This window comes from Enterococcus sp. DIV1279b (genome assembly GCF_050531515.1).
In the GTDB taxonomy this organism is placed as follows: Bacteria; Bacillota; Bacilli; order Lactobacillales; family Enterococcaceae; genus Enterococcus_D; species Enterococcus_D casseliflavus.
This window is the reverse complement of record NZ_CP172891.1, coordinates 2,842,721-2,866,779: the sequence shown is the minus strand read 5'-3', so window position 1 is coordinate 2,866,779 and position 24,059 is coordinate 2,842,721. Positions and strand designations below refer to the sequence as shown.

27 protein-coding genes are annotated in these 24,059 nt (G+C 42.5%); 17 read left to right on the top strand and 10 right to left on the bottom strand.

The genetic code is table 11. The features are described 5' to 3' along the window. Window positions 1–22 precede the first annotated feature (22 nt). A complete protein-coding gene (locus IGI71_RS13620; protein WP_231434914.1) occupies window positions 23–1,672 on the bottom strand; it encodes a MutS-related protein in 1,650 nt (549 codons plus the stop codon). A gap of 41 nt (window positions 1,673–1,713) precedes the next feature. Next, window positions 1,714–2,163, bottom strand: a complete 450-nt coding sequence (nrdI, locus tag IGI71_RS13615) for a class Ib ribonucleoside-diphosphate reductase assembly flavoprotein NrdI (protein ID WP_060791576.1) — start codon at window positions 2,161–2,163, stop codon at window positions 1,714–1,716. A gap of 136 nt (window positions 2,164–2,299) precedes the next feature. On the opposite strand from nrdI, the gene gloA2 reads away from it, so the two are divergent. Further along, window positions 2,300–2,677, top strand: a complete 378-nt coding sequence (gene gloA2 / locus IGI71_RS13610) for an SMU1112c/YaeR family gloxylase I-like metalloprotein (RefSeq protein ID WP_005228512.1) — start codon at window positions 2,300–2,302, stop codon at window positions 2,675–2,677. Between the two features lie 93 nt (window positions 2,678–2,770). Further along, window positions 2,771–3,337: a GNAT family N-acetyltransferase gene (locus IGI71_RS13605; protein ID WP_005228513.1), complete on the top strand. Its 567-nt coding sequence runs from the start codon at window positions 2,771–2,773 to the stop codon at window positions 3,335–3,337. A gap of 4 nt (window positions 3,338–3,341) precedes the next feature. On the opposite strand, the gene IGI71_RS13600 is transcribed toward IGI71_RS13605, so the two are convergent. Then, window positions 3,342–3,863, bottom strand: coding sequence for an LURP-one-related/scramblase family protein (locus IGI71_RS13600; RefSeq protein WP_005228514.1), 522 nt, complete (start codon window positions 3,861–3,863; stop codon window positions 3,342–3,344). A 39-nt stretch (window positions 3,864–3,902) separates the two neighbouring features. Further along, complete coding sequence (locus IGI71_RS13595) at window positions 3,903–4,772, bottom strand: Cof-type HAD-IIB family hydrolase (protein WP_010749892.1); 870 nt, start codon at window positions 4,770–4,772, stop codon at window positions 3,903–3,905. A gap of 132 nt (window positions 4,773–4,904) precedes the next feature. Between IGI71_RS13595 and IGI71_RS13590 the strand changes: the two genes are divergently transcribed. From IGI71_RS13590 to IGI71_RS13570, 5 genes are all read left to right on the top strand, one after another. Then, complete coding sequence (locus IGI71_RS13590; protein WP_005228516.1) at window positions 4,905–5,594, top strand: uracil-DNA glycosylase; 690 nt, start codon at window positions 4,905–4,907, stop codon at window positions 5,592–5,594. Window positions 5,595–5,735: 141 nt separating this feature from the next. After that, entirely contained in the window at window positions 5,736–6,719 is a 984-nt protein-coding gene (pta, locus tag IGI71_RS13585) for a phosphate acetyltransferase (RefSeq protein ID WP_005228517.1), read from the top strand. A gap of 214 nt (window positions 6,720–6,933) precedes the next feature. Continuing rightward, window positions 6,934–7,407 (top strand): tRNA (adenosine(37)-N6)-threonylcarbamoyltransferase complex ATPase subunit type 1 TsaE, encoded by a 474-nt coding sequence (gene tsaE / locus IGI71_RS13580; protein WP_010749889.1) that lies wholly within the window; start codon window positions 6,934–6,936, stop codon window positions 7,405–7,407. Further along, entirely contained in the window at window positions 7,400–7,924 is a 525-nt protein-coding gene (locus tag IGI71_RS13575; RefSeq protein ID WP_231434912.1) for a GNAT family N-acetyltransferase, read from the top strand. Before tsaE ends, IGI71_RS13575 begins: the two co-directional genes overlap by 8 nt. Before the next feature lie 15 nt (window positions 7,925–7,939). Then, window positions 7,940–8,455: a GNAT family N-acetyltransferase gene (locus IGI71_RS13570; RefSeq protein WP_231434911.1), complete on the top strand. Its 516-nt coding sequence runs from the start codon at window positions 7,940–7,942 to the stop codon at window positions 8,453–8,455. Window positions 8,456–8,530: 75 nt separating this feature from the next. Here the strand turns inward: IGI71_RS13570 and IGI71_RS13565 are convergent, their stop codons facing one another. Continuing rightward, entirely contained in the window at window positions 8,531–9,064 is a 534-nt protein-coding gene (locus IGI71_RS13565) for a 3'-5' exonuclease (RefSeq protein WP_010749886.1), read from the bottom strand. Between the two features lie 84 nt (window positions 9,065–9,148). Beyond that, entirely contained in the window at window positions 9,149–9,901 is a 753-nt protein-coding gene (locus IGI71_RS13560) for an exodeoxyribonuclease III (RefSeq protein ID WP_005234144.1), read from the bottom strand. A 213-nt stretch (window positions 9,902–10,114) separates the two neighbouring features. Between IGI71_RS13560 and IGI71_RS13555 the strand changes: the two genes are divergently transcribed. From IGI71_RS13555 to IGI71_RS13540, 4 genes are all read left to right on the top strand, one after another. Continuing rightward, window positions 10,115–10,390: an AbrB/MazE/SpoVT family DNA-binding domain-containing protein gene (locus tag IGI71_RS13555; protein ID WP_333718689.1), complete on the top strand. Its 276-nt coding sequence runs from the start codon at window positions 10,115–10,117 to the stop codon at window positions 10,388–10,390. Window positions 10,391–10,462: 72 nt separating this feature from the next. Continuing rightward, complete coding sequence (locus IGI71_RS13550; RefSeq protein WP_231434930.1) at window positions 10,463–10,540, top strand: type II toxin-antitoxin system PemK/MazF family toxin; 78 nt, start codon at window positions 10,463–10,465, stop codon at window positions 10,538–10,540. Between the two features lie 329 nt (window positions 10,541–10,869). Then, window positions 10,870–11,754: a UDP-N-acetylmuramate dehydrogenase gene (murB, locus tag IGI71_RS13545; RefSeq protein ID WP_370447898.1), complete on the top strand. Its 885-nt coding sequence runs from the start codon at window positions 10,870–10,872 to the stop codon at window positions 11,752–11,754. A 117-nt stretch (window positions 11,755–11,871) separates the two neighbouring features. After that, window positions 11,872–13,080 (top strand): hypothetical protein, encoded by a 1,209-nt coding sequence (locus IGI71_RS13540; RefSeq protein WP_231434910.1) that lies wholly within the window; start codon window positions 11,872–11,874, stop codon window positions 13,078–13,080. A gap of 66 nt (window positions 13,081–13,146) precedes the next feature. Here the strand turns inward: IGI71_RS13540 and IGI71_RS13535 are convergent, their stop codons facing one another. Genes IGI71_RS13535 through IGI71_RS13520 form a run of 4 tightly spaced genes read right to left on the bottom strand, consistent with a single transcriptional unit; the run spans window position 13,147 to window position 16,118 of the window. Next, on the bottom strand, window positions 13,147–13,791 hold the full coding sequence (locus IGI71_RS13535; RefSeq protein ID WP_005228527.1) for an ECF transporter S component: 645 nt from the start codon (window positions 13,789–13,791) through the stop codon (window positions 13,147–13,149). 2 nt (window positions 13,792–13,793) lie between these two features. Next, a complete protein-coding gene (gene coaC, locus IGI71_RS13530; RefSeq protein WP_005228528.1) occupies window positions 13,794–14,351 on the bottom strand; it encodes a phosphopantothenoylcysteine decarboxylase in 558 nt (185 codons plus the stop codon). A 31-nt stretch (window positions 14,352–14,382) separates the two neighbouring features. Next, the gene (gene coaB, locus IGI71_RS13525; RefSeq protein WP_086295677.1) at window positions 14,383–15,132 is read right to left on the bottom strand and encodes a phosphopantothenate--cysteine ligase; all 750 of its coding nucleotides are present in this window, start codon (window positions 15,130–15,132) and stop codon (window positions 14,383–14,385) included. Further along, window positions 15,129–16,118, bottom strand: a complete 990-nt coding sequence (locus IGI71_RS13520) for an acryloyl-CoA reductase (RefSeq protein WP_060791398.1) — start codon at window positions 16,116–16,118, stop codon at window positions 15,129–15,131. Before IGI71_RS13520 ends, coaB begins: the two co-directional genes overlap by 4 nt. A gap of 386 nt (window positions 16,119–16,504) precedes the next feature. Here IGI71_RS13520 and IGI71_RS13515 point away from each other — a divergent pair, with 386 nt between their 5' ends. From IGI71_RS13515 to IGI71_RS13490, 6 genes are all read left to right on the top strand, one after another. Continuing rightward, the gene (locus IGI71_RS13515; RefSeq protein WP_015510239.1) at window positions 16,505–17,047 is read left to right on the top strand and encodes a helix-turn-helix domain-containing protein; all 543 of its coding nucleotides are present in this window, start codon (window positions 16,505–16,507) and stop codon (window positions 17,045–17,047) included. 16 nt (window positions 17,048–17,063) lie between these two features. Beyond that, window positions 17,064–18,152 carry an ABC transporter ATP-binding protein gene (locus IGI71_RS13510; RefSeq protein WP_005234156.1) on the top strand — a complete coding sequence of 363 codons (1,089 nt, stop codon included), beginning with the start codon at window positions 17,064–17,066 and terminating at the stop codon, window positions 18,150–18,152. A 12-nt stretch (window positions 18,153–18,164) separates the two neighbouring features. Continuing rightward, on the top strand, window positions 18,165–18,974 hold the full coding sequence (locus IGI71_RS13505) for an ABC transporter permease (RefSeq protein WP_010749878.1): 810 nt from the start codon (window positions 18,165–18,167) through the stop codon (window positions 18,972–18,974). After that, window positions 18,971–19,807: an ABC transporter permease gene (locus IGI71_RS13500; RefSeq protein ID WP_005228535.1), complete on the top strand. Its 837-nt coding sequence runs from the start codon at window positions 18,971–18,973 to the stop codon at window positions 19,805–19,807. Before IGI71_RS13505 ends, IGI71_RS13500 begins: the two co-directional genes overlap by 4 nt. Continuing rightward, window positions 19,804–20,877 (top strand): ABC transporter substrate-binding protein, encoded by a 1,074-nt coding sequence (locus tag IGI71_RS13495; protein ID WP_430615796.1) that lies wholly within the window; start codon window positions 19,804–19,806, stop codon window positions 20,875–20,877. Before IGI71_RS13500 ends, IGI71_RS13495 begins: the two co-directional genes overlap by 4 nt. Window positions 20,878–21,304: 427 nt before the next feature. Further along, complete coding sequence (locus IGI71_RS13490; protein ID WP_002304269.1) at window positions 21,305–24,001, top strand: sigma 54-interacting transcriptional regulator; 2,697 nt, start codon at window positions 21,305–21,307, stop codon at window positions 23,999–24,001. Window positions 24,002–24,059: the final 58 nt, after the last annotated feature.

Here is a 24,059-nt window from a genome sequence, read left to right as displayed (position 1 = left end):
AGGCGCTATTGTTTGTAGGAAGTTATAAATCCTGCCATTTACGGTTTTGATCAAAATCATTGGCGGCGGCATAGGCGTCTTGAACGATCGTTTCAGGGTAGCCCATGACTTTTAAGAGGGCGATTGCATTGCGGCTCAAGGCAGGACCGGATTTGACCTTGTAATCAAAGGAGATGCCGTCATCTTCCGTGACTTGTTCAGAAAAATGGATGTTGCAGCAGTCATTTTTCAATATTTCAGTCAGCTCAATATCATGAGTGGCGACAAATGCCAATGATGGGTAGGCTCGCAGCCAATGGATGATGCTGGCAGAAGCAGCGATCCGTTCCACCGTATTGGTTCCTTTTAAAATCTCATCAACAAAACAATAGCAGCGCTGGTTTGTGGCAACGGTGTCTAGCAGGCGTTTGATGGATTTGATCTCTGCTACGAAATAGCTGTCGCCTTCAAATAAATCATCTTCGACAGCCATCGAGGTAATGACGTGACCGGGAACCATCGTAAAGGTTTCGGCAACTGCTGTCTGGATCGTTTGTGCCAAGATGCAATTGATGGCGATGCTTTTGACATACGTCGATTTGCCCGAGGCATTGGAGCCAGTCACGAGGGTATTGTGGGTCCAAGCAACATCATTCATGACTGCTTCACTTAGAAGCGGGTGATACGTACCCGTTGCTTGTACACCTCCGCTTGTTTGGAAGGTCGGTAAGCAAGTTATGGGCATATACGTGCGAAAATTTAAAATGGCGGCTGCGACTTCCAATTTTCCCAGCAAATTCCACAGATCGATGGCTGCTTGTTGGTGCTTTGCCAGGGTAGTAGTGACCGTTTGATAGGAAATAAACGGCAGCATAAAAATGATATTGATGTATTCAAACAACATGTCTCCTTCGCTGCCGTTTTTGGCACGAAACGAAAAAGCGAAACGAGTGATCTTCTTTAATGGTGCCAAGGATTGTTTGATCTCATCTTGGAGGGGCGTGTTGATTTTAGCGATCTGACTGCCACAGGCAATTGTTTGAACCAAATAGCGCATGCTGTTCAGTTCTGTTTCCAGCTTGGCTTTTTTGATGGAGTAATAGATCGTATTGAAAACGACACTAACCAACGTCAACAGGATGCCTTGGACAAACCCCAGCAGGAGCAGCAAGATGCCGACTAACGGCAGCACACCTAAAAAGACAAAGAACGGCAGAGAGCCGATCGATTGCGCAGCTTCATTGGCCAAGTAGGCTTTCGAAAAATTATCATCTTGTTTTCCTAAACGAGCAAACGTATATTGGGATTGTTCGCGTGCGGCACTGTCAGCAGCAAAAAAGTCGATCAATTTGGTCAGCTGTTTGTCCGTCTTGAAGCGAAAATTGCGTAATTGCTGGTACAATGCTTCTGAACCAACACTGGAAAACGTCAGATTAATGGACTCAAACAACGAAAAGCCATCCAAGTCATACCAAGTGATGTCATCGACCTCGCTATCAAAATCGTGAAACTTCTTCTCAGTCAGCCAAGCCTTTTTCAAACTCGCTTCTTTATCAAAGCGGGGCTGACGGGGAAGCTTTCCCCAAGCAAGCCGAACGTAACGGCGTACTTTGTATCGATTCCAGATATCTAGTGCGGTCAAGATGAGAATGCTGGCGAGTATGATCAAAATGATCATCGTTTGTGGTTCCATATGCAAAAGTCCTCCTAATGGCTAATGAATGCTGGCTAAAGCTAAGTGTTGCTGTGGGCAGGATCGCTTTCTTTCAAACAAGCATAGATCCGTTCAATATCTTGGGTCGTGCCTCGCAGCTCGAAATCCGCTAAGAACGGGATCGAAAATTGCTCCGCATATTGCTTTGCGGTCAAGCAATATTGATAATTGAAGTTTTTGTTGCCACTGCCGATCACGCCTAAGCAAAGAGCTGCGTTGTTTTCATAGTCAATGTATTCCCGCATGGTTTCTGTGAGGATCTCCTGATCGCCGTTATCGACGCCATTTCCACCTTCTAAATAGGTAGGGACAAAAACCACATAAGGTTCGTCTTCTTGTTCAAAGACACTATTGTCATGAATTTCTTTGGCTTCCCAAGTACTCGGAGTGTCTTGCTGATCCGCATAGGCCAACAAGCGGTTGACGAATGCACGGGTATTTCCAGAGATTGAAATATAAAGTAGTTTCATTTTTTTCATCACCTTCCGCTTTCTAGTATAACAGAAACCATTTATGAAAAGAGGAGAACTTCGGCAGTCTTTTCTAGTAAAATGCAGCCAAAGGCTTTAAACTGAGAGAGGAGTCCAATACAAAGGAGTGGCAATAATGTTTTCAAAAATGCATCATGTGGCGATCATCGCCAGTGATTACCAGCAGACCAAAGAATTTTATGTAGAGAAATTAGGCTTTGAAGTGATTCGTGAACATGCGCGCCCAGAAAAGAAAGATGTAAAAATCGACCTGCGCTTTGGGGAATCAGAAATAGAACTGTTTGTGGTGGAAAACCCACCAGCAAGACCAAGTTTCCCCGAAGCAGCTGGCTTGCGGCATTTGGCATTTGCGGTGGAAAATATTGAAGCAGTCGTGGCAAAGTTAGCCGCCAAAGGAATTGCGTGTGAACCGATTCGTTTCGATACCTTTACGAATAAGAAAATGACCTTTTTCCAAGATCCAGACGGCTTGCCGTTGGAATTGCATGAATAAATAAGGAAAACTTTGTGTTGAACCTTTGTCGATTCAACTTGGTTTTTCTTGAGAGAATTGTTATTCTATGTATAGAAGCAAGGAGGAGAAAACGTGATAAGATTTGCAAAAAAAGAAGATCGCTTTGTCATGGCTGAACTCGTTTTAGTCATTTTAAAGGATATGGAATTGCCCTTTGTCAAAGAGATCGGTGAAGCAAAGACCTTAGAGATTTTGGCAGATGCCATGCTAGAACCCGACTATCGTTACGGCTTTCGCCGTGCGTTGGTCAATGAGATCGACGGGGAGGTTGCTGGGGTCGCCTTTGGATACCCAGACAAAGAAGAGGCGACGATCGATCAGCCTCTAGATAAAGTGCTGGAACAGTACGGCTTAAGTAAAGACATGAAGCTGTTTATCGATGAAGAAACCTTACCAAATGAATGGTACTTAGATACCATCTGTGTGGCTGAGAAATTTCGCGGCAAAGGTGTCGGCTCAGCCTTATTAGAAGCGTTGCCGAAAATTGCTTCTAGAGATGGCTATGAGGTGATCGGCTTGAGTGTTGACCGAGCAAATCCCCATGCGAAGCGGCTCTATGAAAAGCATGGCTTTGAAGTCGTGGCCCAAAGAGAGATCAGTGGCCACCTATACGACCATATGCAAAAAAGAACCAGCTGATTTTTCAGCTGGTTCCATTTGTTAGTCGAAGCTCAAGAGGATGGTCTTTCTTGCGGTGCCGATTGTACAGCCAGTAATCCATGACGGCAGCGATACAGATGCAGACTGGTGCATCCCGATCATCAACGACATCCAGTACATAATAATCCCCCGTCAATAAGGTCGCCTTATCCATTTCCATGATCTTTTTATTGAAATGATGGATCCCATAGCGATGATTGTAGATATCGCCGTGGACCGCCCAGTGAAGCTGCTGGATATAGTAGAAATCACCCGGCCAGTTAAAGATTTTTTGCAGTGTACCGACTTTCTCAAAGTCTTTATAGATCTCAAAGCGCGTACCAAAAGTAAAACTGATTTGTTTGATACTAGCGACCATTTGCCCATTCAAGCGGTAAAGGGAAAGAGCATCGCCCTTAGTTCCCCAACGGCCCACCATTAAAAACAGTGATTTGCCTGTTTCATCTTTGACAATGGTGCGTGTGACTCTGCTAAGTTGTCTGTCTTGGATGAAAAATTCTGACATACTTACGCCTCCTCATGTATCCCCAAAAAGCTGCGTGATTTAAAGATTTTCATCAATTGCCCGAACGATCGCTTTGCCGACACCAGACTCAATATTGGTGTCCGTCAAATACTTCGCGGCTTCTTTTACCTCTAACTCGCCATTTCCCATTGCAAAACTAACGCCTGCCAGTTGCAGCATACTTACGTCATTTAAGTTGTCACCGATCGTCATCACTTCCTCCAGTGAGATCATCCGATCCTTAGCGACATGCGCCACTGCGATTCCTTTTTGCGCGTTTCGGTGGTTGATCTCAATATTGTTTTGTCCAGAAGAAGTCACCACTAGATCGCCGTACCCATCGATGATTTTCGTGATAGGACCCAATACCCGCGCACCATCTTGATGGAAGCAGATCACTTTCAAAAATTCTAATTCTTCGATCGAAAACAACTCACTGAAATCATCGACATAATTGATCGGTAAAAATTCCAAACGGGCTGCTGTCATAGCAATCGCCATCTTATGGGTTAAATGGGGCATTGCTTCTGCCGTGTGGATCGCAAAATTTTCGATCCGACGTGTTTGGCTTTCCGAATAGATCCCGTTGCTCGTGGAGATCTCAAAATAGATGTCGTTTTCTTTGAGTAGGTCGATCAACGAACGAGTTTGTTCATGGCTGATCGGCACAGTAAATAATGAATTACCCGCTTCGTCGTAGACTTGGGCACCATTCAAGGTGATCATTGCACAGTCGATCCCGGCTTCTTGCAGCGGCGGCAAAGCCTCTTTGCGGTTACGGCCAGTTGCGACCATAAATTCGATTCCTTTGGATTGGGCATATTTGATTGCTTGGATATTTTCTTCTGAAATCTGCATACTAGCATTTAAAAGCGTACCATCCATATCAGAAGCAATTAATTTGATCATTGTCAGCGTCCTTTCTTAATCGTTTCTACAAATAGTGTACCATAAATCGCGCATTTTTTTTCTTTCGAAGAGTAATTCTTGTTTCTAAGGGGAGGGATTTGTTATCCTAGAAGAAAACAAAGGAGATTCGCTATGAAACGAATATTGGACAATGATTGGCAAGAACAATTGCAGGAATCATTTGAGCAGCCGTACTACCAACAACTGCGGACTTTCTTGAAACAAGAATATGCCCAGCAAACGATCCATCCAGCAATGGATCATATTTATGAAGCCTTAAAACTGACACCATACCATGACGTAAAAGTTGTCATCTTAGGTCAAGATCCTTATCATGGCCCTCACCAAGCCCACGGACTGTCGTTTTCCGTACAGCCGGGGGTCAAAATACCGCCTTCGTTGCGGAATATTTACAAAGAATTAGCTGATGACTTAGGGATTCCACCTGTGTCCCACGGTTATCTCGTACCTTGGGCGCAACAAGGGGTCTTATTGTTGAATACCGTGTTGACAGTACGTGAAGGGCAAGCCTATTCACATCACGGGCATGGCTGGGAGCAGCTGACTGATACGATCATCGAAAAATTGAATCAACGAGAAGAACCGGTCATTTTTGTGCTTTGGGGCAAACCCGCCCAAAAGAAAGCCGCTTTGCTAGATACTAGCAAACATATTATTATAACAGCGCCTCATCCAAGTCCGTTATCAGCGCATCGAGGATTCTTTGGTTCGAAGCCTTTTTCTAAGATCAATCAAGCATTGCTGGCGTTAGGGGAAGAACCGATTTCCTGGGCGTTGCCGGAAAAAATAACACAGTTGTAAAACTGTGTTATTTAGAATGAGCAAACTTGTGAAAAAGGTAACGATATTTAAAATAATCGACTAATACAGGATTTTTATCTGTTCTTTTTTTCGCAATTATTGTACAATGGAAAGGTATAAAAAAACTGGAGGTCTTTACCCGTGGAATTATTCGAAAGTTTAAAATTTAAAATCGTGCGTCGTCATATCAAAATCGTTTTTCCTGAAGCAACAGATCCTCGTATCCTAGGCGCTGCTAGCCGTTTACGTTCAGAAGAATTAATTGAACCTGTTTTGATCGGTAACCCGGTTGAAATCGAAAAAGCAGCGGAAGCTCGCGGAATCAACGTATCAAACTTTGAAATTTTAGATCCTGAAAATTATGATCGTTGGGATGAAATGGTTGAAGCTTTTGTGGAACGCCGCAACGGCAAAGCAACGAAAGAACAAGCAGAAGAAATCTTAAAAGATGTCAACTATTTCGGAACAATGTTGACTTACATGGGCATTACTGAAGGAATGGTTTCAGGAGCGATCCATTCTACGGGTGATACAGTAAGACCCGCTTTACAAATCATCAAAACAAAACCAGGTGTGAGCCGTACAAGTGGTGCTTTCTTAATGGTTCGTGGTCGTGACCAAGAAAAATACTTGTTCTCAGACTGTGCCATCAATGTAAACCCAACTGCACAAGAATTGGCAGAAATCGCTGTTGACTCAGCGAAAACCGCTGAATTATTTGAAATCGATCCAAAAGTTGCTATGTTAAGCTTCTCAACGAAAGGGTCTGCGAAAGCACCAGAAGTAGATAAAGTCGTTGAAGCAACAAAAATCGCCAAAGAATTGGCACCAGAATACCAAATCGATGGAGAATTGCAATTCGATGCTGCGTATATCTCAGCAGTTGCGCAATTGAAAGCTCCTGAATCTGAAGTAGCAGGTAAAGCAACCGTCTTTGTTTTCCCAGATTTACAATCAGGAAACATTGGTTACAAGATCGCCCAACGTTTCGGTAACTTTGAAGCGATTGGACCAATCTTACAAGGATTGAACAAACCAATCTCTGATTTGTCTCGTGGTTCAAATGAAGAAGATGTCTACAAATTATCAATCATTACTGCGGCACAAACACTAATGGAAAAATAAGCAGCCAATCGCTGCACTTATGAAAAACTGATCCCTTGAGGGTCAGTTTTTTGTTTTGCTCTTGGAAAGTTGAGGGCAGCAAAGGAGGAAGTGTGCGCAAAAGCAACGATCCAGTGATCGTTGGGGAATTTTTCCTAAGCTCCTTCTTTACAATTCCTTGAAAAACAAGCTATACTAGCAACTAGTAAATTAGATTGATCAAAGGATGGGGACTATGTTTACCATTAACGACTTAGAAGCAACCGCAGCATTTGCAAAAATCATTGGAGAGGCAGCCGAGCCAGGGGATAATCTGGTATTGACGGGCGATTTAGGTGCTGGCAAAACAACCTTGACGAAAGGCATCGCCTTGGGGCTAGGAATCGAGCAACTGATCAAAAGTCCGACCTATACGATCATTCGTGAATATACCAATGGGCGGCTACCGCTGTATCATATGGATGTCTATCGGGTGGAATACGGTGCAGAAGATTTAGGACTGGATGATTATTTCGAAGGGGATGGCTTGTGTGTGATCGAATGGGGCAATCTCTTAGAAGCCTCCCTGCCAGAGGATTATTTAGAACTGATTTTGGAAAAAGATGATACAGATGAACAAAAACGTCTTGTGAAATGTCATGCATATGGCACCAAAGCAACCGCCTTTTTGCAACGGATCACAACAAAATGGCAGGCAGCCCATGAGTGAGATCCAATTACAGATCAAAGAAGCCACGGGTGCTGATGCCAAAGCTGTGTTAGCAGTCAGTCAACAGCTAGGAGAAGAAACGGATTTTCTCTTGATGGACGAAAGCGGCTTGGCGTTACCAGAAGCCCTATTGGCAGAACACCTGGACGCTATCTATGAACGGGATGACTATTTGCTGTTGTTGGCATTTGATCAAGAACAATTGATCGCCATGGCATCAGTCAAAGGCCACGAAGATTGGCAATTAGCCCATGTCGGGGAGATCGGTATCTCGATTTTAAAAGACTATTGGGGCTTGGGCTTAGGTTCGCTCCTGATTGAAGAATTACTGGACTGGGTAGTAGAAGTTGGCGAATTGACCCGCATCGAGTTGACCGTCCAAGCGAGAAATCTACGGGCGATTCATCTGTATCAAAAATTTGGTTTTCTAACAGAAGGCTGTATGAAAGAAGCGGTGCAAACCCGCGAGGGGCAAAAAGTTGACGTCTTGATGATGGCACGTCTTTTTGAATCATAAAAAGGAGTGAAGGAAATGGAGTTTCGGGAACCGACGATCGCAGACTGCGATCAAATCGAAGCGTATCGGCAAGCCTTCGAGAAGAATCAAGAAGTCATTCACGGTGGGGCAGGACTTGTAGAAAGTCCCACAGCCAAAGACTGGCTAGAGGGATTGGCGGATTTTAAAACAGCAGAAACGGTACCAGAAGGATTCGTTCCCGCCCGTACCTATCTTGCTATCCAAGATCAAAAAGTGATCGGTCTCTTGAATCTGCGTCTGACACTTAATGCGTATTTGCGCCAAATTGGCGGACACATCGGGTATTCGGTGCACCCAGACCATCGAAAGCAAGGCATCGGCTCGGCAATGTTGGCACAGTCATTGGTAAGTGCCAAACAATTTGGCTTGAACAACGTGTTAGTAACCTGTGAAGAAGCCAATCGCGCCTCCGCCAAAGTCATTGAAAACAACGGAGGTAAATTGACAGAAAAAGTCTTTGATCCTGAAGATGGCGCTATAATCTGTCATTATTGGATCGATCTGACCTAAAATGAATCCTTTCTTAAATGAAAACGTGCGTCCTAAAGGCTAGCGCAATGCTGACTTTAGGACGCACGTTCTTATTTATTTGACTAAAACCAATTTTTTTAATGGATCGATACCAAATTCTTCTTCTTGACGCAATAAGATTTGGGCACATGCCCGACTATCTTCTAGTGCATCATGGTGGTTTAGTAAAGGAATCTGTAATTGCTCACAAACCGTGTTTAATTTATGATTTGTAAACTCTGGATACAGTTTGCGGCTCGTTCGCACCGTACATAAGGAAAGATAATTTGGTTGTGACAACCCATAATAATCAAGACATCCCGCCAAAACCCCAGTATCAAAACCAGCGTTATGCGCAACGATCAAACTGTTCAGTTGATAATATTGTTGGATTTGTTTCCATACGTCAGGAAACTTAGGCGCTTCTTGTACATCTTCTGGACGGATGCCATGAATTTGAATGTTTTTCCAAAAAAATTCCGTTTCCGGTTGGATCAATGTGTAATATTCGCCCACGATTTTGCTATCTTGTACCATGACTAGTGCAAGGGAACAGGCACTATGCTTTTGATAATTTGCTGTTTCAAAGTCCATTGCGATAAAATTCATCAGACTCACCTCATTGCCATTCTAGCACAAAATCAAAGAATGAAAAGCGAACAAACGTTAAGAAAAACTGAAGTTTTCTTACGGTTAGTTGAGATCCAGTTCCACCGGACAATGGTCACTACCAATGATATCTGTATGGATCTTGGCGTCTAGCAAGCGCTCATTTAAGTCATCCGAAACGACAAAGTAATCGATGCGCCAGCCAGCATTGTTTTTGCGAGCGTTGAAACGGTAGCTCCACCAAGAATAAATACCTTCTGCATCTGGATAGAAATAGCGGAACGTATCGGTAAAGCCAGCAGCCAAAAGAGTCGAAAACTTTTCCCGTTCTTCAGGTGTAAACCCAGCACTTTTTTGATTGGTTTTCCAATTTTTGATGTCGATATTTTTATGGGCAACATTCAAATCACCGCAGAGAATCACTGGCTTTTGTTGTTTCAATTCAGTCAAGTAAGCCAAAAAGGCATCTTCCCAAGTCATGCGATAATCCAAGCGGCGCAATTCATTTTGGGAATTCGGTGTGTAGCAAGTAATCAAGAAAAATTCAGGATACTCCAGCGTGATGACGCGACCTTCCGTATCATGTTCTTCGATCCCTAATCCATAACGGACCGATAGTGCAGGTTCTTTTGCGAAAATTGCTGTGCCAGAATAGCCTTTCTTCTCCGCATAATTCCAGTATTGATGATAGCCTGGTAAATCCAATTCAATCTGACCTTCTTGCAGCTTTGTTTCTTGTAAACAAAAGAAATCAGCATCGAGGGCTTCAAACACTTCAGAAAAATTTTTTTTAACGATGGCCCGTAAACCATTCACATTCCAAGAAATAAATTTCATCGAGATTCCTCCTTATTTTCCACTACGCCTCCCATTTTACCTAAAAAAGCCAGAAGCGCAAAGCAAGTGAGCGGAATAAGGAAAACAAGGAGGAAGAATGAGGATTAAATTTGGATGCTAGAGAAAATTCGTTTGTAGTACGGAAAAGGAACGATGGCTTCTTACGTTTACTTCCATTTTATGATACAGTCATTTTGAAAAGGGGGCAGTTTCATGACGATCAAAGCGCAAGTTTCAGCGAAAATGACTTCGAAAAATCAAATAACTATTCCAAAAAGTGTGCGGCAAATACTAGGCTTAAAAGAGAATCACTGGGTAGTTTTTGAATTTACCCCAGAAGGTGAGATCAAGGTAAGAGGCGAAAAAGCAGCACCTTCTTTTGAAGATTTTTGGAAACAAGAATTAGCGATCATAGAAGAAATGGGGAAATTTGACACAGGTGAGATGTTTTTTGAAAAAGATTTAGGTGAGGAGAACATTGAATGGTAAGGCAAGGAGATATTCTTTTATTGACTTAAATCCCACCAAAGGAAATGAAATGGCAAAAAAAGACCGTGTGTAGTGGTTAGTAATGATTATTATAACAAGAGTTTCAATAACGTCTTAGTGATGCCACTCAGTAGCTCAAAAAATATGTAGAAGAAAAATTTGCTCGATCGAATGCGTTTCAAACAGTTACCGAAACACAATAAAGTAAAGTTCAAGGGACGATTCTTTGTCAGCATATTTGCAGTGTGGACTTCTTGCATCGCAGCAACTTAGAAGTAGTCGATAAAGTCACTACGGAGATGAAAGAACGATTATCTGAAATAACAAAACACTTTTTTTGAAGCTTACTCTTTATTAATCAGGTCATTCGATTATTAAGCTTTTCTTTGATTCACCAGAGGTAGCAACTTTTCCTTGAACATGCTAAAATAAGTGAGATGTTTATTGTGAAAGGAAACCTTCTCGTGAATAAAGACTTGATGATTGCGCAATTCCCTGAAATTGCCTTATTAAAAGATGAACCCTTATTGAACTATACGTATACAAAAACTGGTGGACCGGCAGACATTTTGGCTTTTCCAAAAACAGCAGAAGAGGCCAAACAGCTGCTTGATTATTGCCGAGAACAAGCGATTCCTTGGATCGTCTTAGGAAATGCCAGCAACTTGATCGTCCGTGATGGTGGTATTCGTGGCGTGGTGATCATGCTATCAGAAATGAACCAAATCGTGGTAGACGGCACTTCTTTGATCGTCGATGCTGGAGCAAAGTTGATCGATACCACCTATGTCGCTTTGCATGAATCGTTGACTGGTTTTGAATTTGCCTGCGGGATTCCTGGCAGTGTCGGCGGTGCCGTCTTTATGAATGCTGGCGCCTATGATGGCGAGATCCAAGATGTCTTTGCGTCCTGCGACGTTTTGCTGGCTAATGGTCAAATCGTGACTTATACCAAGGAAGAAATGGAATTTGCTTATCGTCATAGCAAATTGCAAGAGCAAAAGATGATCATTTTAAGCAGTCGCTTTGATCTAGCAAAAGGCGATCAAGAGCAAATTAAAAAGCGGATGGATGAACTGACAGAATTGCGGCAATTGAAGCAACCGCTAGAATACCCCTCTTGTGGGAGTGTCTTTAAACGTCCAGTCGGTCATTTTACCGGCAAGCTGATCCAAGATGCAGGCTTACAAGGATTGAAATGGGGCGGAGCCCAAATTTCGGAAAAACATGCGGGCTTTATCGTGAATGTCGATCAAGCCACTGCAACGGATTACGTCGAACTGATCGCTCATATCCAACAAGTCATCAAAGAAACCTTTGATGTCACCTTAGAAACAGAAGTCCGAATCATCGGCGAAGAATAGAATAGCGAAAAGATTGTCCTGAGGGGCAGTCTTTTTTTTATGAGAGCTGATAAAAAAGAGCTTAGGTTTGTAAGCTTTCTCAGTCTTCGGTACAATAAACGAAAAGGAGTGAGCAGGATGAAAAAGTGGGGACGCGTCATTTTGTTTGTTGGGTTCGCCTTTCTTTTCGGCGGTTGTACGAAATTACCGCAAGAACAGTTTGCCGAACAGTTGACGAATCAGCAAGCAGCGAATGCTGGTGAATTCCAAGCGACGATCGATACCTTTGAGATGGGCAGCAGCAGCGAATACGGTCAAGAAGCCGATAGGTATGCCTCTATGTTGATGTCACAGTTAGTCGGCTCGTCATTTAAAGGGGACTTCGTCCAGGACAAAGAAACCAAAGCGATTTTACTCAATCTGGCAGTCGCTTTTGGGGGGCAGGAGCTGCCGATCAAGCTGATCGTCGATCCAGAAAAACAAGAAGCGTATGTGTCAGCTGAAATCTATGAAACACTGCAAGGGTATATCAGCGCATTTGGTAGTGACAGTTATGGGACAAAACCAGACGCTGCGGAATATGAAGGCAAATACCTGCGCATCGATCAAGAAACCTTAGATTCTTACTTTGGCGAAGGAACTTTTGCAGAGGACGGCGAGGGGACAACCGAAGCAGAAAAAGAGCCTGAAAACCTCTTTACCATGAACAGTCTTTTTCATAATGAGACATTTGCAGACTATTTGAAAACCTTTGAACCGGATGCTTTCAAAAGAGATGGAGATACGATCAGCCACACGTTTACCAAAGAAGAATTGGCAAATTATGCAGATTATGCCCAAGAACAAGGCGCCGATCAAAAGCAAGTCGCCGAATTAGAAACGATGTTGGAAGAAGTCGAGCAGTTTGACTTAACCATGACCGTCAATACGAAAACAAATCAGCAGAAAATGGCTTTTCACTTCGTGCAAGCGGATGAGCTGCAAACCACTATCGGAGCCACGGTGACTTTTACAGGGAAGAAAAGTGATACTGCTGTTGCAATCCCTACAGCGGAAGAATTGATTGACCCAGAAGAATTGTTTTCTCCCTATGATTATGGTTGGGATGACAGCTATGAAAATGATTATGATGATGAGTACTGGGATAGCTATGATGAAACCGATGATTGGTCTTCTTATATGCTGACGGATGAGGAGTTTGAAGAACTGCTGCTGCAAATCAAGCAAGAGCTGCCTTATTTGACCCAAGCAGATATCGATGATTATCTGACATTTTATGAAGAGTATTTGACCCAAGAGCAGTATCAAGAGCTTGTCGAAGCACTCCAAGTGACACAAAGTTTATAAGACACTCAAAAGGGAAGCGACCGCCTAAGTTAGCCAAAAAGCTAACTTTGGGCGGTCGCTATTTTTTTAGATACGATTTTTTTTGCGGTTCATGACTAAGCGCAAAAGGACGGTTCCAACTGCCATCGTGGCGATTCCCGCTACAATGGCTTCAGGTACACCTTGAGCGAAGATCACACCCAAAATCGCTGCATAGACAGCATTGCCAGCTTTCCCCACAACCTCCGCATATTCTTGCTGGAACAAGAAGTAGATCAAGTTCATTACCAGGATCGTATTCGTCAAGCCTCCAGCAACACCAGCAATCAGTAGCGAAAGACTTTGCTGTTTGTTTTTCCAGATTTTTTGACAGCCTTTGTACACAAAGTAAGGAACGACACCAATCAAAATACGAGGAATCAACGCTACGAGGATCGCTTTCCAGCTTCCTTGATCACTCCCATAAATCGGTACGAAAGGGGAGAAGACAAAAGAAAGCGGGGTGATGATCCAGGTCGAACGCACCATACTGATGATCCCAAAGGCGCCGCCTAAAAAGCCGCCGATCCGAGGTCCCAATACAATAGAAGCGATGATCACAGGAATATGCATCGTTGTCGCATTGATTGGTCCTAAGGGAATAAACCCAAGAAAGGGAACCGATGCTAAAAGAATCAAGATTCCTAAAAAGAAAGCTGTTAAGACAAGTTCAAAAGTTGATATTTTTTTCATTGTTAGACACTCCGTACTTCCAAAGCAGTCAATGCTTTTTCGAGAATCGTTTCTGTTGCTGCTAATGCGCCTCTGCCGAAATCACCGCAAGCCAGTAACGCTTCACGGGGTTCAATCTCTTGGAAGCCGACTTCTTTCAAAATCCCCAAATTTCTTTGAACAATCGGGTTTTCGTACATGACGGTATTCATGGCTGGCGCAATCAAGCGGGGCACGGATAACGGCAACGCTAAGGCAACTGTTGAGATCAAATCATCGGCTATCCCATGCGCCAGCTTGCCAATACTGTTGGCACTGGCTGGGGCGAGCAAGAAAAGATCGGCTTGTTTGGCTAGTTCAATATGATTGATGCGATCTGGTTGACGTTCTTGCATAACATCTACATGGATCGGGCGTTTGGATAATGACTGTAACGTCAAAGGCGTAATAAATTGTGTGCTGTTTTGAGTCATTAAGACATCCACTGCATAGCCCTTTTTGGTTAATTCATTGGTTAGGTCGGCTGCTTTGTATGCAGAGATACTGCCGCTGACGCCAAGCAGAACGTGTTTTTGTTTCATGTTTCTTTCTCCTTTTCTAAAAAACATCTAGCTAAGCACGCAGGTCATTGCGTAATGTGTCAACGATCAAGGTTGCGATCTCAGCTTTTGTGCGGCCAGTCCCGATTTGTCCTTCTTGTGTCAAAAGGTGTCCGACATGCTGGTTTCCAGAAATTTGCGTCAAGTCGTTGGCCAACACATAATCCGCTTGGCTAGCCAGCAGACTTTTTCGTGCGACCGCAAACAACTCGGCTTCCGCTACGTCTACTAATAATTTGAATCCGACTAATAAGGTTGTCGGCTGTAATGCTTTGATGGTTTGGATCACTTTCGGGGTTTTCTTCAACACTAAAAACAAATGATCAGTATTGGAAGAAACTTTGCCTGCCGTTGATTCAGATTGTGAGAGCACGTGTGCCATCAATGCCGGAGTGACCTGGTTGTCATAAGCTGGTAGGGCATCGTTGATTGCTTCATAAAACGCTGCTTCTGAAAAATGAGCAGCAGGGGTGAAATCACTGACTGCCATACTGTGGATCACAGCAGCATACGAATGGGTCGTCAATAAATCGGTCAACTGCGTCAACAAGTCCGTGGTCCCTTCAATGAAATGACAGGTAACGCATGGATCGGTCGGCGGTTGTTTGGCAGTTTTCGTCGTAACGTAATCGATGGCCACCTCAGGGTATTGCAGCCATTCCTTGGCAATGGCTTGACCAAGTGAGCCCGTGGAATGATTCGTGATTGCACGGACATCATCGATTTTTTCGGAAGTACCGCCAGCCGTAATCAAAATTCTCATTGCGCTTGTGACACCTCAACGATCGTCCGTCCTTGGTGCGTGCCTGCTAATAAAGCTGCCAACGTTTCTGGCAAGTCTTCCAAAGTGATGGCTTTCGTGTAAAGCTGATCGATCACATTCCACTCACCCGCTAATTTCTCCCATAATGCCGTGCGGATCTCATGGGAAACATTGACCGAATCGATCCCAATTACGCGAATCCCACGCAAAATAAATGGTAAGACAGTCGTTTCGATTTTGATTCCACCAGCATTGCCGCATAAGAAGGCACCGCCCCCATAAGCGATTTGCGGAAGCACTGCCGCAAGCAATGGACCGCCAACTGTATCGATGACCGCTGCAAACGTTTGTTTTGCTAATGGTTTGTCCTTTTCTGGTACCACGTCATCAGGACTGACGATTTTCGCTGCGCCTAGGTCCAACAACCATTGCGCATCGGTTTTCCGAGATAGCGCCACTATATTTGTATAGCCCAGTTTTTTCAATAAAGCAATGCTGACACTGCCGACGCCACCGCTAGCGCCTGTCACCAAAATAGCAGCGTCTTTTGCTAAGTGCAGCTGTTCTAATTCTTGCACCGCTAAAGCTGCTGTGAACCCAGCAGTGCCATAGGTCATACTGTCTTTTGCTGAAAAACCAGCAGAACGTTTCACGAGCCACTCGGCTGGGACCCGTTGAAATTGACTGTAACCGCCTGGGTGAGAAACCCCTAAGCCATAACCTGTCACTAAGACTTGGTCGCCTGGGGCAAAATCAGCAGACTGACTGTCCACGACTTCCCCTGCTAAATCGATTCCCGGCGTCATCGGATACGTGCGGATCACGCCGCCATTTTCTTTTGCTGCCAAGGCATCTTTGTAATTGACATCTGAGTAATCAACACGGACAAGCACATCGCCTGCTGGCAGCTCGTCAAGGGTTGCAGTTGTGAGTGAAGCAGTAAAATTTGGTTCATTCATGACACGAAAGGTAGAGAAATTCGTCATTTCAGACACTCCTTTGATGGTTTGTACTCATAATACCATAAGTTTTATTTTTTTAACCAGTGAAGCAAGAAAAGGCAGGTCTTCTTATCAAAAAATCAGCAAAAACAGATCATTATTAAATCTACCTTTTCTTCGTTAAAATAGAAGTTGTTCTTTTAAACCTTTAAAAAGCGAAAATGCCGGGACCACCAATCGTTTCCTTTATAACACAAGCGTTTAGCGTCACTCCTTTTTTTGATCAGGGAGAAAAGAATTCAAAAAAATGAAGAAAAAAGGCTTGTGTTTTTTGCAATTATTTGTATACTAGAAAAAGTGAAATTAAACATGAAGTTTACTTATAGCAAACTTTTTTATTTGAAGTTGTGTCAATCAAAGGGGGAATGAACATGGAGATTGGCGAGAAGCTGCGCAATTTGCGCGTTCAAAAGAATTTGACCCAAGAAGAATTAGGCGAGCGGACCGATTTGACGAAAGGCTATATCTCACAGTTGGAACGTGATTTGAGTTCGCCTTCTATGGAAACTTTTTTTACGATCTTAGAAGTTTTAGGCGTGACACCAGAGGAATTTTTCCGAGAAGAAAATGCGCAGCATCAAGTGGTTTATCGCGAAGAAGACAGCACGCTTTATTATGATGAAGAAAATGGCTATGAATTGAAGTGGCTGATTCCCGATTCCAATGAAAAAGAAATGGAGCCAGTCTTGCTGACCTTTGATAAAGCGGGCGAATACAAGACCTTTGAACCATCGTTAGCAGAAACATTTATCTATGTCTTAGAGGGCAGTGTGGCCTTGACACTAGGAGAAACGCAGTACAAGGCTCGTAAAGGCCAATCGATTTATTATCAGGCGACTGAGCCGCATCAATTAAAAAATATTGCGGGCAAAAAAAGCCGTGTGCTTGTAGTCGTGACAGATTCTTATTTATAGTACAGGAGGAAAGAGTGTGGGAAAAACAATAATTTCATTCAACAATGTGGTGAAGCGATTTGATGATGATGAAACAGTTTTGAAAAAAGTGAGTTTTGATATTGAAGAAGGTCGCTTTTATACATTGTTAGGTCCTTCAGGTTGTGGAAAAACAACCATCTTACGCATCATTGCGGGTTTTTCGGACGCAACAGAAGGCGACGTTTATTTTGATGGACAAAGAATCAATGACGTTCCTGCCAATCAACGGCAAGTGAATACTGTCTTTCAAGATTACGCCTTATTCCCACATATGAACGTTTTTGAAAATGTGGCATTTGGTCTGCGAATCAAAAAATTACCAAAAGATGAAGTGAATAAAAAAGTCTTAGAAGCGTTGCGGCTAGTACAACTTCCTGGTTATGAGAATCGTGAAATCAGCGAAATGTCAGGAGGCCAACGTCAACGGGTCGCAATCGCACGAGCGATCGTCAATGAGCCCAAAGTATTGCTTCTTGATGAACCATTGTCCGCATTGGACTTGAAATTGCGAACTGACATGCAATACGAGCTGCGGGAATTGCAGCAGCGACTAGGCATCACCTTTATTTTTGTCACCCATGACCAAGAAGAAGCGTTGGCGATGAGTGATGAGATTTTCGTTATGAACAAAGGGAAGATCGTCCAAAGCGGCACACCAGTGGATATTTACGATGAACCAATCAACCATTTCGTGGCGGATTTTGTCGGTGAAAGCAACATCGTCACAGGTACGATGATCGAAGACAACTTAGTGGAGTTTGTCGGCAAGCAATTTGAATGTGTCGATGGCGGGATGCGGCCGAATGAAGCCGTTGAGATCGTGATCCGTCCAGAAGATTTGAATTTGACGACCGTTGAAAAAGGCAAGCTGGTCGTTGAAGTAGACACGCAATTGTTCCGAGGCGTGCATTACGAAATCATTTGTTACGATGAACAAGGCAACGAATGGATGGTTCACTCTACAAGAAAAGCCACTGAAGGAAGCAAGATCGGTCTTTCCTTTGAACCAGAAGATATCCACGTCATGCGTTTCAATGAGTCCGAAGAAGATTTTGATGCTCGTTTAGAGAGCTACGAAGATTAGGAGGGAAAGCTAATGACGAAAATGCGTCGTTTTTATGCGATACCCTATGTCTTTTGGTTATTGCTATTTGTTATTGCACCAGTCCTATTGATCATCTACCAATCCTTTTTTGATATGAACGGCAACTTTTCGCTGGTCAATTATCAAAGCTACTTAGGTTCTGGCAAATATTTGATCATGACCTTAAACTCGGTTTGGTATGCCTTTTTGATCACCGTGATTACCTTAGTGATCAGCTACCCGACAGCCTATTTCTTAACTAAGCTGCGTCACAAAGATTTGTGGCTGCTGTTGATCATCTTACCAACGTGGGTCAACTTATTGTTAAAAGCCTATGCGTTTATTGGGATTTTCGGCATTCATGGCAGTGTCAACAACTTCCTAGAAATCATGGGTGTTGGACCAAAGCAGATTTTGTTTACCGACTTTAGCTTTTTGACGGTTGCCGTCTATATCGAACTGCCCTTTATGATCATGCCGATTTTTAATGCCTTAGAAGAAATGAATCCCTCTTTGATCAGTGCCAGTCGCGATTTAGGGGCAAACAGCTATGATACGTTTCGACGAGTGATTTTCCCTCTGTCGTTAAACGGGGTGAAAAGCGGCGTCCAAGCCGTCTTCATTCCGTCGCTCTCCCTCTTCATGTTGACCCGTTTGATTGGGGGCAATCGCGTGATCACGCTTGGTACGGCGATCGAGCAGCACTTTCTCGTTACCCAAAACTGGGGCATGGGTTCGACCATCGGCGTCATTTTGATCATCGCCATGTTCCTCGTGATGCTGTTTACGGGAGAAAAGAAAAAAGGAGGGCAACGTAAATGAAAAAATTTCGCTGGTCGAATCTTTATCTGATCGTCGTCTTTATTCTTTTGTACGTGCCGATCTTTTATTTGATTTTCTATTCCTTCAATGAAGGAGGCACCATGAATGCTTTTACGGGTTTCACTTTTGAACATTACCAATCCGTCTTTCAAGATACCCGCTTGATGATCATCGTGTTGAACACCTTTATGCTGGCATTTTTATCAGCATTACTGGCAACGATCATCGGCACATTTGGAGCGATGGGCATCTACTATACCCGCAAACGTCGAACGAGAACGGCATTGTTGAGTTTGAATAATATTTTGTTGGTTTCACCAGATGTCATCATTGGTGCCAGCTTCTTGATTTTCTTTACGATGATCGGCAACTTGTTCCGTGGGTTTAGCTTAGGCTTTTTCAGCGTATTGCTTTCGCATATCGCCTTTAGTATCCCGATCGTGGTCTTGATGGTCTTGCCGAAACTGCAAGAGATGAACGATTCAATGATCGATGCTGCCCGTGATTTAGGCGCGAATAATTTTCAAGTCATTAAAAATATCATTTTGCCTTTCTTGACACCGGGCATCATCGCCGGCTATTTCATGGCCTTTACTTATTCACTCGATGATTTTGCCGTGACATTCTTTGTGACAGGCAATGGCTTTAGTACCTTATCGGTAGAGATCTATTCTAGAGCACGTCAAGGAATCAGTTTAGAAATCAATGCATTAAGTACACTTGTCTTCTTATTCTCCATGATCCTGGTGGTAGGCTATTACTTTATCAGTAAAGAAAACGGCGCGAAGAAATTGCGTAAAAACCGCCGTGTGGAGGTGGCAAATCTGCGATGAAACGACTACAATCTCTGATTATCGGTATTGTTGCGATCGTCCTGATCTTGCTCTTTGGTGTCCGTGAATTGGAACGCTCCTCTGGTATGGCAGGCGCTGAGGTCGTCAACATCTACAACTGGGGCGACTACATCGACCCTGATTTGATCAGTAAGTTTGAAGAAGAGACAGGCTACAAAGTCAATTATGAAACCTTTGACTCAAATGAAGCGATGTTCACGAAGATCCAACAAGGCGGTACGTCCTATGACATCGCCATACCGAGTGAATACATGATTGAGAAAATGATGGAACAAAATCTTTTAAAACCATTGGATCACAGTAAAATCAAAGGGTTAGACAATATCGACCCTCGCTTTTTGGACTTGAGTTTTGATCCTGGCAATCAATATTCCATCCCTTATTTCTGGGGAACACTGGGGATCGTCTATAACGATAAATTCTTTGATGAAGGTGAGATCACCCAATGGGACGATCTTTGGAAACCCGAATTAGCAAATAGCATCATGCTGATCGATGGCGCGCGTGAAGTGATGGGATTAGGTTTGGACAGCTTAGGCTATTCTCTAAACAGTAAAGACGACGATCAGCTGCAAGAGGCATTCAATAAGCTACGGACCATGACCCCAAACATCAAAGCCATCGTCGCAGATGAAATCAAGATGTACATGGCAAATGAAGAAGCATCGGTTGCGGTCACATTTTCTGGGGAAGCAGCCGACATGATGTACGAAAACGAGCACATTCATTACGTGATCCCTTCGGAAGGCTCCAACCTGTGGTTTGATAATATGGTCATTCCTAAGACCTCACAAAACGAAGCCGGCGCCTACGCCTTCTTGAACTTTATGCTGGAACCCGAGAACGCTGCACAAAACGCAGAATACATCGGCTATTCCACACCTAACCAAGCAGCCATGGCATTACTGCCTGACGAGATCACCGAAGACGAACAATTCTATCCATCCGATGAATTAATGGAACACCTCGAAGTCTATGAAAACTTAGGTGCTGAGTATCTGGGCATCTATAATGATTTGTTCTTGGAATTGAAGATGTATAGGAGATAATGGCAAAACTCAGTAAGAATGGGGACTTATCAACGTTCTAAAGAGCTAAAAATCGTCCTTTTTCTATCTGAGTTTTCCAATCTTCTACCAAAAGCGGATGAAACGCCGCTTTTTTTGTGTTATTTTATTTTTTCTACCACGTTTTTCTACCAGAGAAAAGTGGACAAAACCATTGTAAAATAGGGCCCGAGACGGGCTAGTAAATCTAAGATTGAAAAAGTTACAGAAGGATAAAGTAATTGGAAACTATGCAAATATACTTAACCCTTCTGTAATCTATTAATAAAACTAATATATGAATCCAGTTCAATATTTGTAGCTATGAAAAAACATAAAAATCATATTAGATAAAAACTAAATTGGTAGATAAATTATTTTGTCAGATATCTGAGGCAAATATTCGACTATTTGTGTTTCAAAGTAAAAATTGGAATACAAATATAGAATAGACATATTGCAGCCGATAGTTTATTATGCTTTTAGACACATTAAACTGGAGGAAAAAATGAAAAAGAGCGCTAAAGATCGAGTTTTTGATGAGCTGATACGACTAACAGGGAATATGTCTTCTGTCACTGCCGAGAAAATTTCGAAGAATCTAGGTATCTCTCGTCAGAATGCCAGCCATTATTTGACGAGATTAGTGGAAGATAAAAAGGTCGAGAAATTACCGGGAAAGCCTGTTTTGTGGAAGCCTTTAGATGAATATGCGGTTGTAGATAATACGGAGCAAATAAACGAAGCCTTTCATTCTGTAGTTGGTCATGACGGAAGTCTGAGAGAGGTCATTCAAAAATGTATAGCCGCTGTCAAATATCCGCCTAACGGACTCAGTGTATTAATAAATGGAGCCACGGGTGTTGGAAAAAGTTTTTTAGCCACAAAAATTTTTGAATACGCTATCCATGAGCAAATTATTGAAAAAGATGCACCATTTGCTATCTTAAACTGTGCCGATTATGCGGACAATCCCGAACTGCTTTCGGCAACACTGTTTGGATACAAGAAGGGGGCCTTTACGGGGGCTGAAAAGGATACCGATGGTTTATTGGCAACGGCCAACAACGGCTATCTTTTTCTCGATGAGGTCCATCGCCTATCGAAAGAAAATCAAGAAAAGCTCTTTCTATTTATTGATACTGGAAACTATCGTCCAGTCGGTGAAAATGTAAATTGGCATTCTGCTAAGGTTCGTTTTATTTTCGCCACGACGGAAAAAGGTGAAAATTATTTATTAGACACCTTTGATCGGCGTATTCAAATTAGTGTTATGTTGCCAACTTTTGAAGATCGCCCCATTCGAGAACGATTAGAGCTGATTCAATTATTTTTTCAAAATGAAGCGGATGTTTTACAAAAAGATATTATTGTTTCAAGAGAAGCCTTGTCTTTAATGTTATCTCATCCCTTTAGTGGGAATATTGGTAAGCTGAAGAATATCATTAAAATCAGTTGTGCGGATGTGTATAGTCGAACACAAGAAGAACCATTAACGATTGGGAAAAATGAGATCTTGATTCAGTTAAATATGCTGGAATCCGAAGTAGAAAGCTTGCCGATTGCTAGTTTATTGATAAAGAAAAATCAAAAGATAAAAACGGATCGAATCAAACCGTTTGATTATGATTCGATTTTGGAAAAAATTACTCAGCTGATAAATGAAGGTAATTTCAATGAAAATTTTTCTTCGATAAAGAATGAAGTACAGCATTTGGTGCATCACATTGATAAGGATTCTTTTTTATCAATGAGTAGAAAATTGATGATTCAGATGTTTAGAAAGGTCTGGGTATCCGTTTTAGGAAAAACGTACGGATTGACGACGAGTGGACCTGTTGCAGAAATTATTAGCAGATCCTATGTCATTTCCCCAAGCTATAAGACAGACTTAACCGGGATAAATCGTACATTAGCTGCAAATCTACCTCGGACGACTTACTTATGTAATCAGTTCTTGGAGCATTTACCACCGCTCTCAGAAAAGGACGAGAACTTTCTAAGACTGCTTATTGTCGTGACTTTATCTGATTATGTAGATGAATCCATCGAGCTGAAGGGCCTGTTGCTTGCTCACGGAGATAGTACGGCTAGCAGCATTCAAGCAGTAGTGAATCAATTATGCGGCAATTATGTTTTTGAAGCGTTGGATATGCCAGTAGAGAGTAATGTGTCAGAGATTGTCGAATCGACAAGGAATTTCGTGAAACGGCAAGTGAATACAGATAGTCTAGTGCTGATCGTAGATATGGGCTCTTTAAATCAAATTTACACACAGATCAAGAACGATTTAAAAGGGGAGTTACTTCTTCTGAATAATTTGACGACTTCCATTGCACTTGATATTGGCTTGAAGATGACGATGAATGCGCCATTTAAACAGATTGCAGAGGATGCAGCAGACAAGTATTCAATCAATGTTCAATACTTTGAAGGCTTTTCTCAAAGTAGCAACATTATCATTTCCTGTATGTCGGGTTTGGGGATTTCGGACAAATTGAAAGATGTTTTTCGTCATCATTTATCGGATGAATCCATCGAAGTTTTCACGAAGGACTACAGAGAACTACGTGAATTAATCGACCAAAATGATGAAACTTATTTTGACAAGACAAAATTGGTCATCACGACTTCGGATCTTCCACGTTCTTTTTCAATTCCTAATATTAATGTTTATGACATCTTAGACGGTGATGGAGCAGCCAATTTGGAGCATATTTTGAGTCCTGAAATGAAGCCGGCAGAATTTAACCGCTTGATTCAGGAGCTAGTAAAATTCTTTTCGTTGGAAGGAATTGCGGACCGTTTGAACTTTCTGAACCCAACGATCGTGATGAGTGAAGTGGAAACAGTCATTTCTAAATATGAAAATTACTATCATTTCACTTTAAATGGCCGTGTAAAACTAAATCTCTATATGCATACGGCATTGATGATGGAACGTTTATTCTTGGCTCGGACAGAAAAATCTGAAGAACCGAATTATGATTTGAAACCAGATGAAGATGAATTTTATTATGTTTCTAGAAGTATTTTTCAATCAATGGAGATGAAATATAATTTTAAAGTCAATGCTTATGAGCTTTCGCTGCTCTATGAATTATTAGGACCGTATATTCAAAAATAAAGTGTCTAAAAAAGTGTCTAATCTGTTTTTTTTAGGTTAGACACTTTTTTTAATGTGA

Coding starts and splice junctions, on each gene's coding strand:
- IGI71_RS13590 (WP_005228516.1), top strand. CDS start 4,905: ATGAAACGAATATTGGACAATGATTGGCAAGAACAATTGCAGGAATCA.
- IGI71_RS13500 (WP_005228535.1), top strand. CDS start 18,971: ATGAAAAAATTTCGCTGGTCGAATCTTTATCTGATCGTCGTCTTTATT.
- IGI71_RS13620 (WP_231434914.1), bottom strand. CDS start 1,672: ATGGAACCACAAACGATGATCATTTTGATCATACTCGCCAGCATTCTC.
- IGI71_RS13600 (WP_005228514.1), bottom strand. CDS start 3,863: ATGTCAGAATTTTTCATCCAAGACAGACAACTTAGCAGAGTCACACGC.
- gloA2 (WP_005228512.1), top strand. CDS start 2,300: ATGTTTTCAAAAATGCATCATGTGGCGATCATCGCCAGTGATTACCAG.
- IGI71_RS13555 (WP_333718689.1), top strand. CDS start 10,115: ATGACGATCAAAGCGCAAGTTTCAGCGAAAATGACTTCGAAAAATCAA.
- IGI71_RS13520 (WP_060791398.1), bottom strand. CDS start 16,118: ATGACGAATTTCTCTACCTTTCGTGTCATGAATGAACCAAATTTTACT.
- murB (WP_370447898.1), top strand. CDS start 10,870: ATGATTGCGCAATTCCCTGAAATTGCCTTATTAAAAGATGAACCCTTA.
- IGI71_RS13595 (WP_010749892.1), bottom strand. CDS start 4,772: ATGATCAAATTAATTGCTTCTGATATGGATGGTACGCTTTTAAATGCT.
- tsaE (WP_010749889.1), top strand. CDS start 6,934: ATGTTTACCATTAACGACTTAGAAGCAACCGCAGCATTTGCAAAAATC.
- IGI71_RS13540 (WP_231434910.1), top strand. CDS start 11,872: ATGAAAAAGTGGGGACGCGTCATTTTGTTTGTTGGGTTCGCCTTTCTT.
- nrdI (WP_060791576.1), bottom strand. CDS start 2,163: ATGAAACTACTTTATATTTCAATCTCTGGAAATACCCGTGCATTCGTC.
- IGI71_RS13495 (WP_430615796.1), top strand. CDS start 19,804: ATGAAACGACTACAATCTCTGATTATCGGTATTGTTGCGATCGTCCTG.
- IGI71_RS13505 (WP_010749878.1), top strand. CDS start 18,165: ATGACGAAAATGCGTCGTTTTTATGCGATACCCTATGTCTTTTGGTTA.
- IGI71_RS13565 (WP_010749886.1), bottom strand. CDS start 9,064: ATGAATTTTATCGCAATGGACTTTGAAACAGCAAATTATCAAAAGCAT.
- IGI71_RS13535 (WP_005228527.1), bottom strand. CDS start 13,791: ATGAAAAAAATATCAACTTTTGAACTTGTCTTAACAGCTTTCTTTTTA.
- IGI71_RS13515 (WP_015510239.1), top strand. CDS start 16,505: ATGGAGATTGGCGAGAAGCTGCGCAATTTGCGCGTTCAAAAGAATTTG.
- IGI71_RS13560 (WP_005234144.1), bottom strand. CDS start 9,901: ATGAAATTTATTTCTTGGAATGTGAATGGTTTACGGGCCATCGTTAAA.
- IGI71_RS13575 (WP_231434912.1), top strand. CDS start 7,400: ATGAGTGAGATCCAATTACAGATCAAAGAAGCCACGGGTGCTGATGCC.
- coaC (WP_005228528.1), bottom strand. CDS start 14,351: ATGAAACAAAAACACGTTCTGCTTGGCGTCAGCGGCAGTATCTCTGCA.
- IGI71_RS13570 (WP_231434911.1), top strand. CDS start 7,940: ATGGAGTTTCGGGAACCGACGATCGCAGACTGCGATCAAATCGAAGCG.
- coaB (WP_086295677.1), bottom strand. CDS start 15,132: ATGAGAATTTTGATTACGGCTGGCGGTACTTCCGAAAAAATCGATGAT.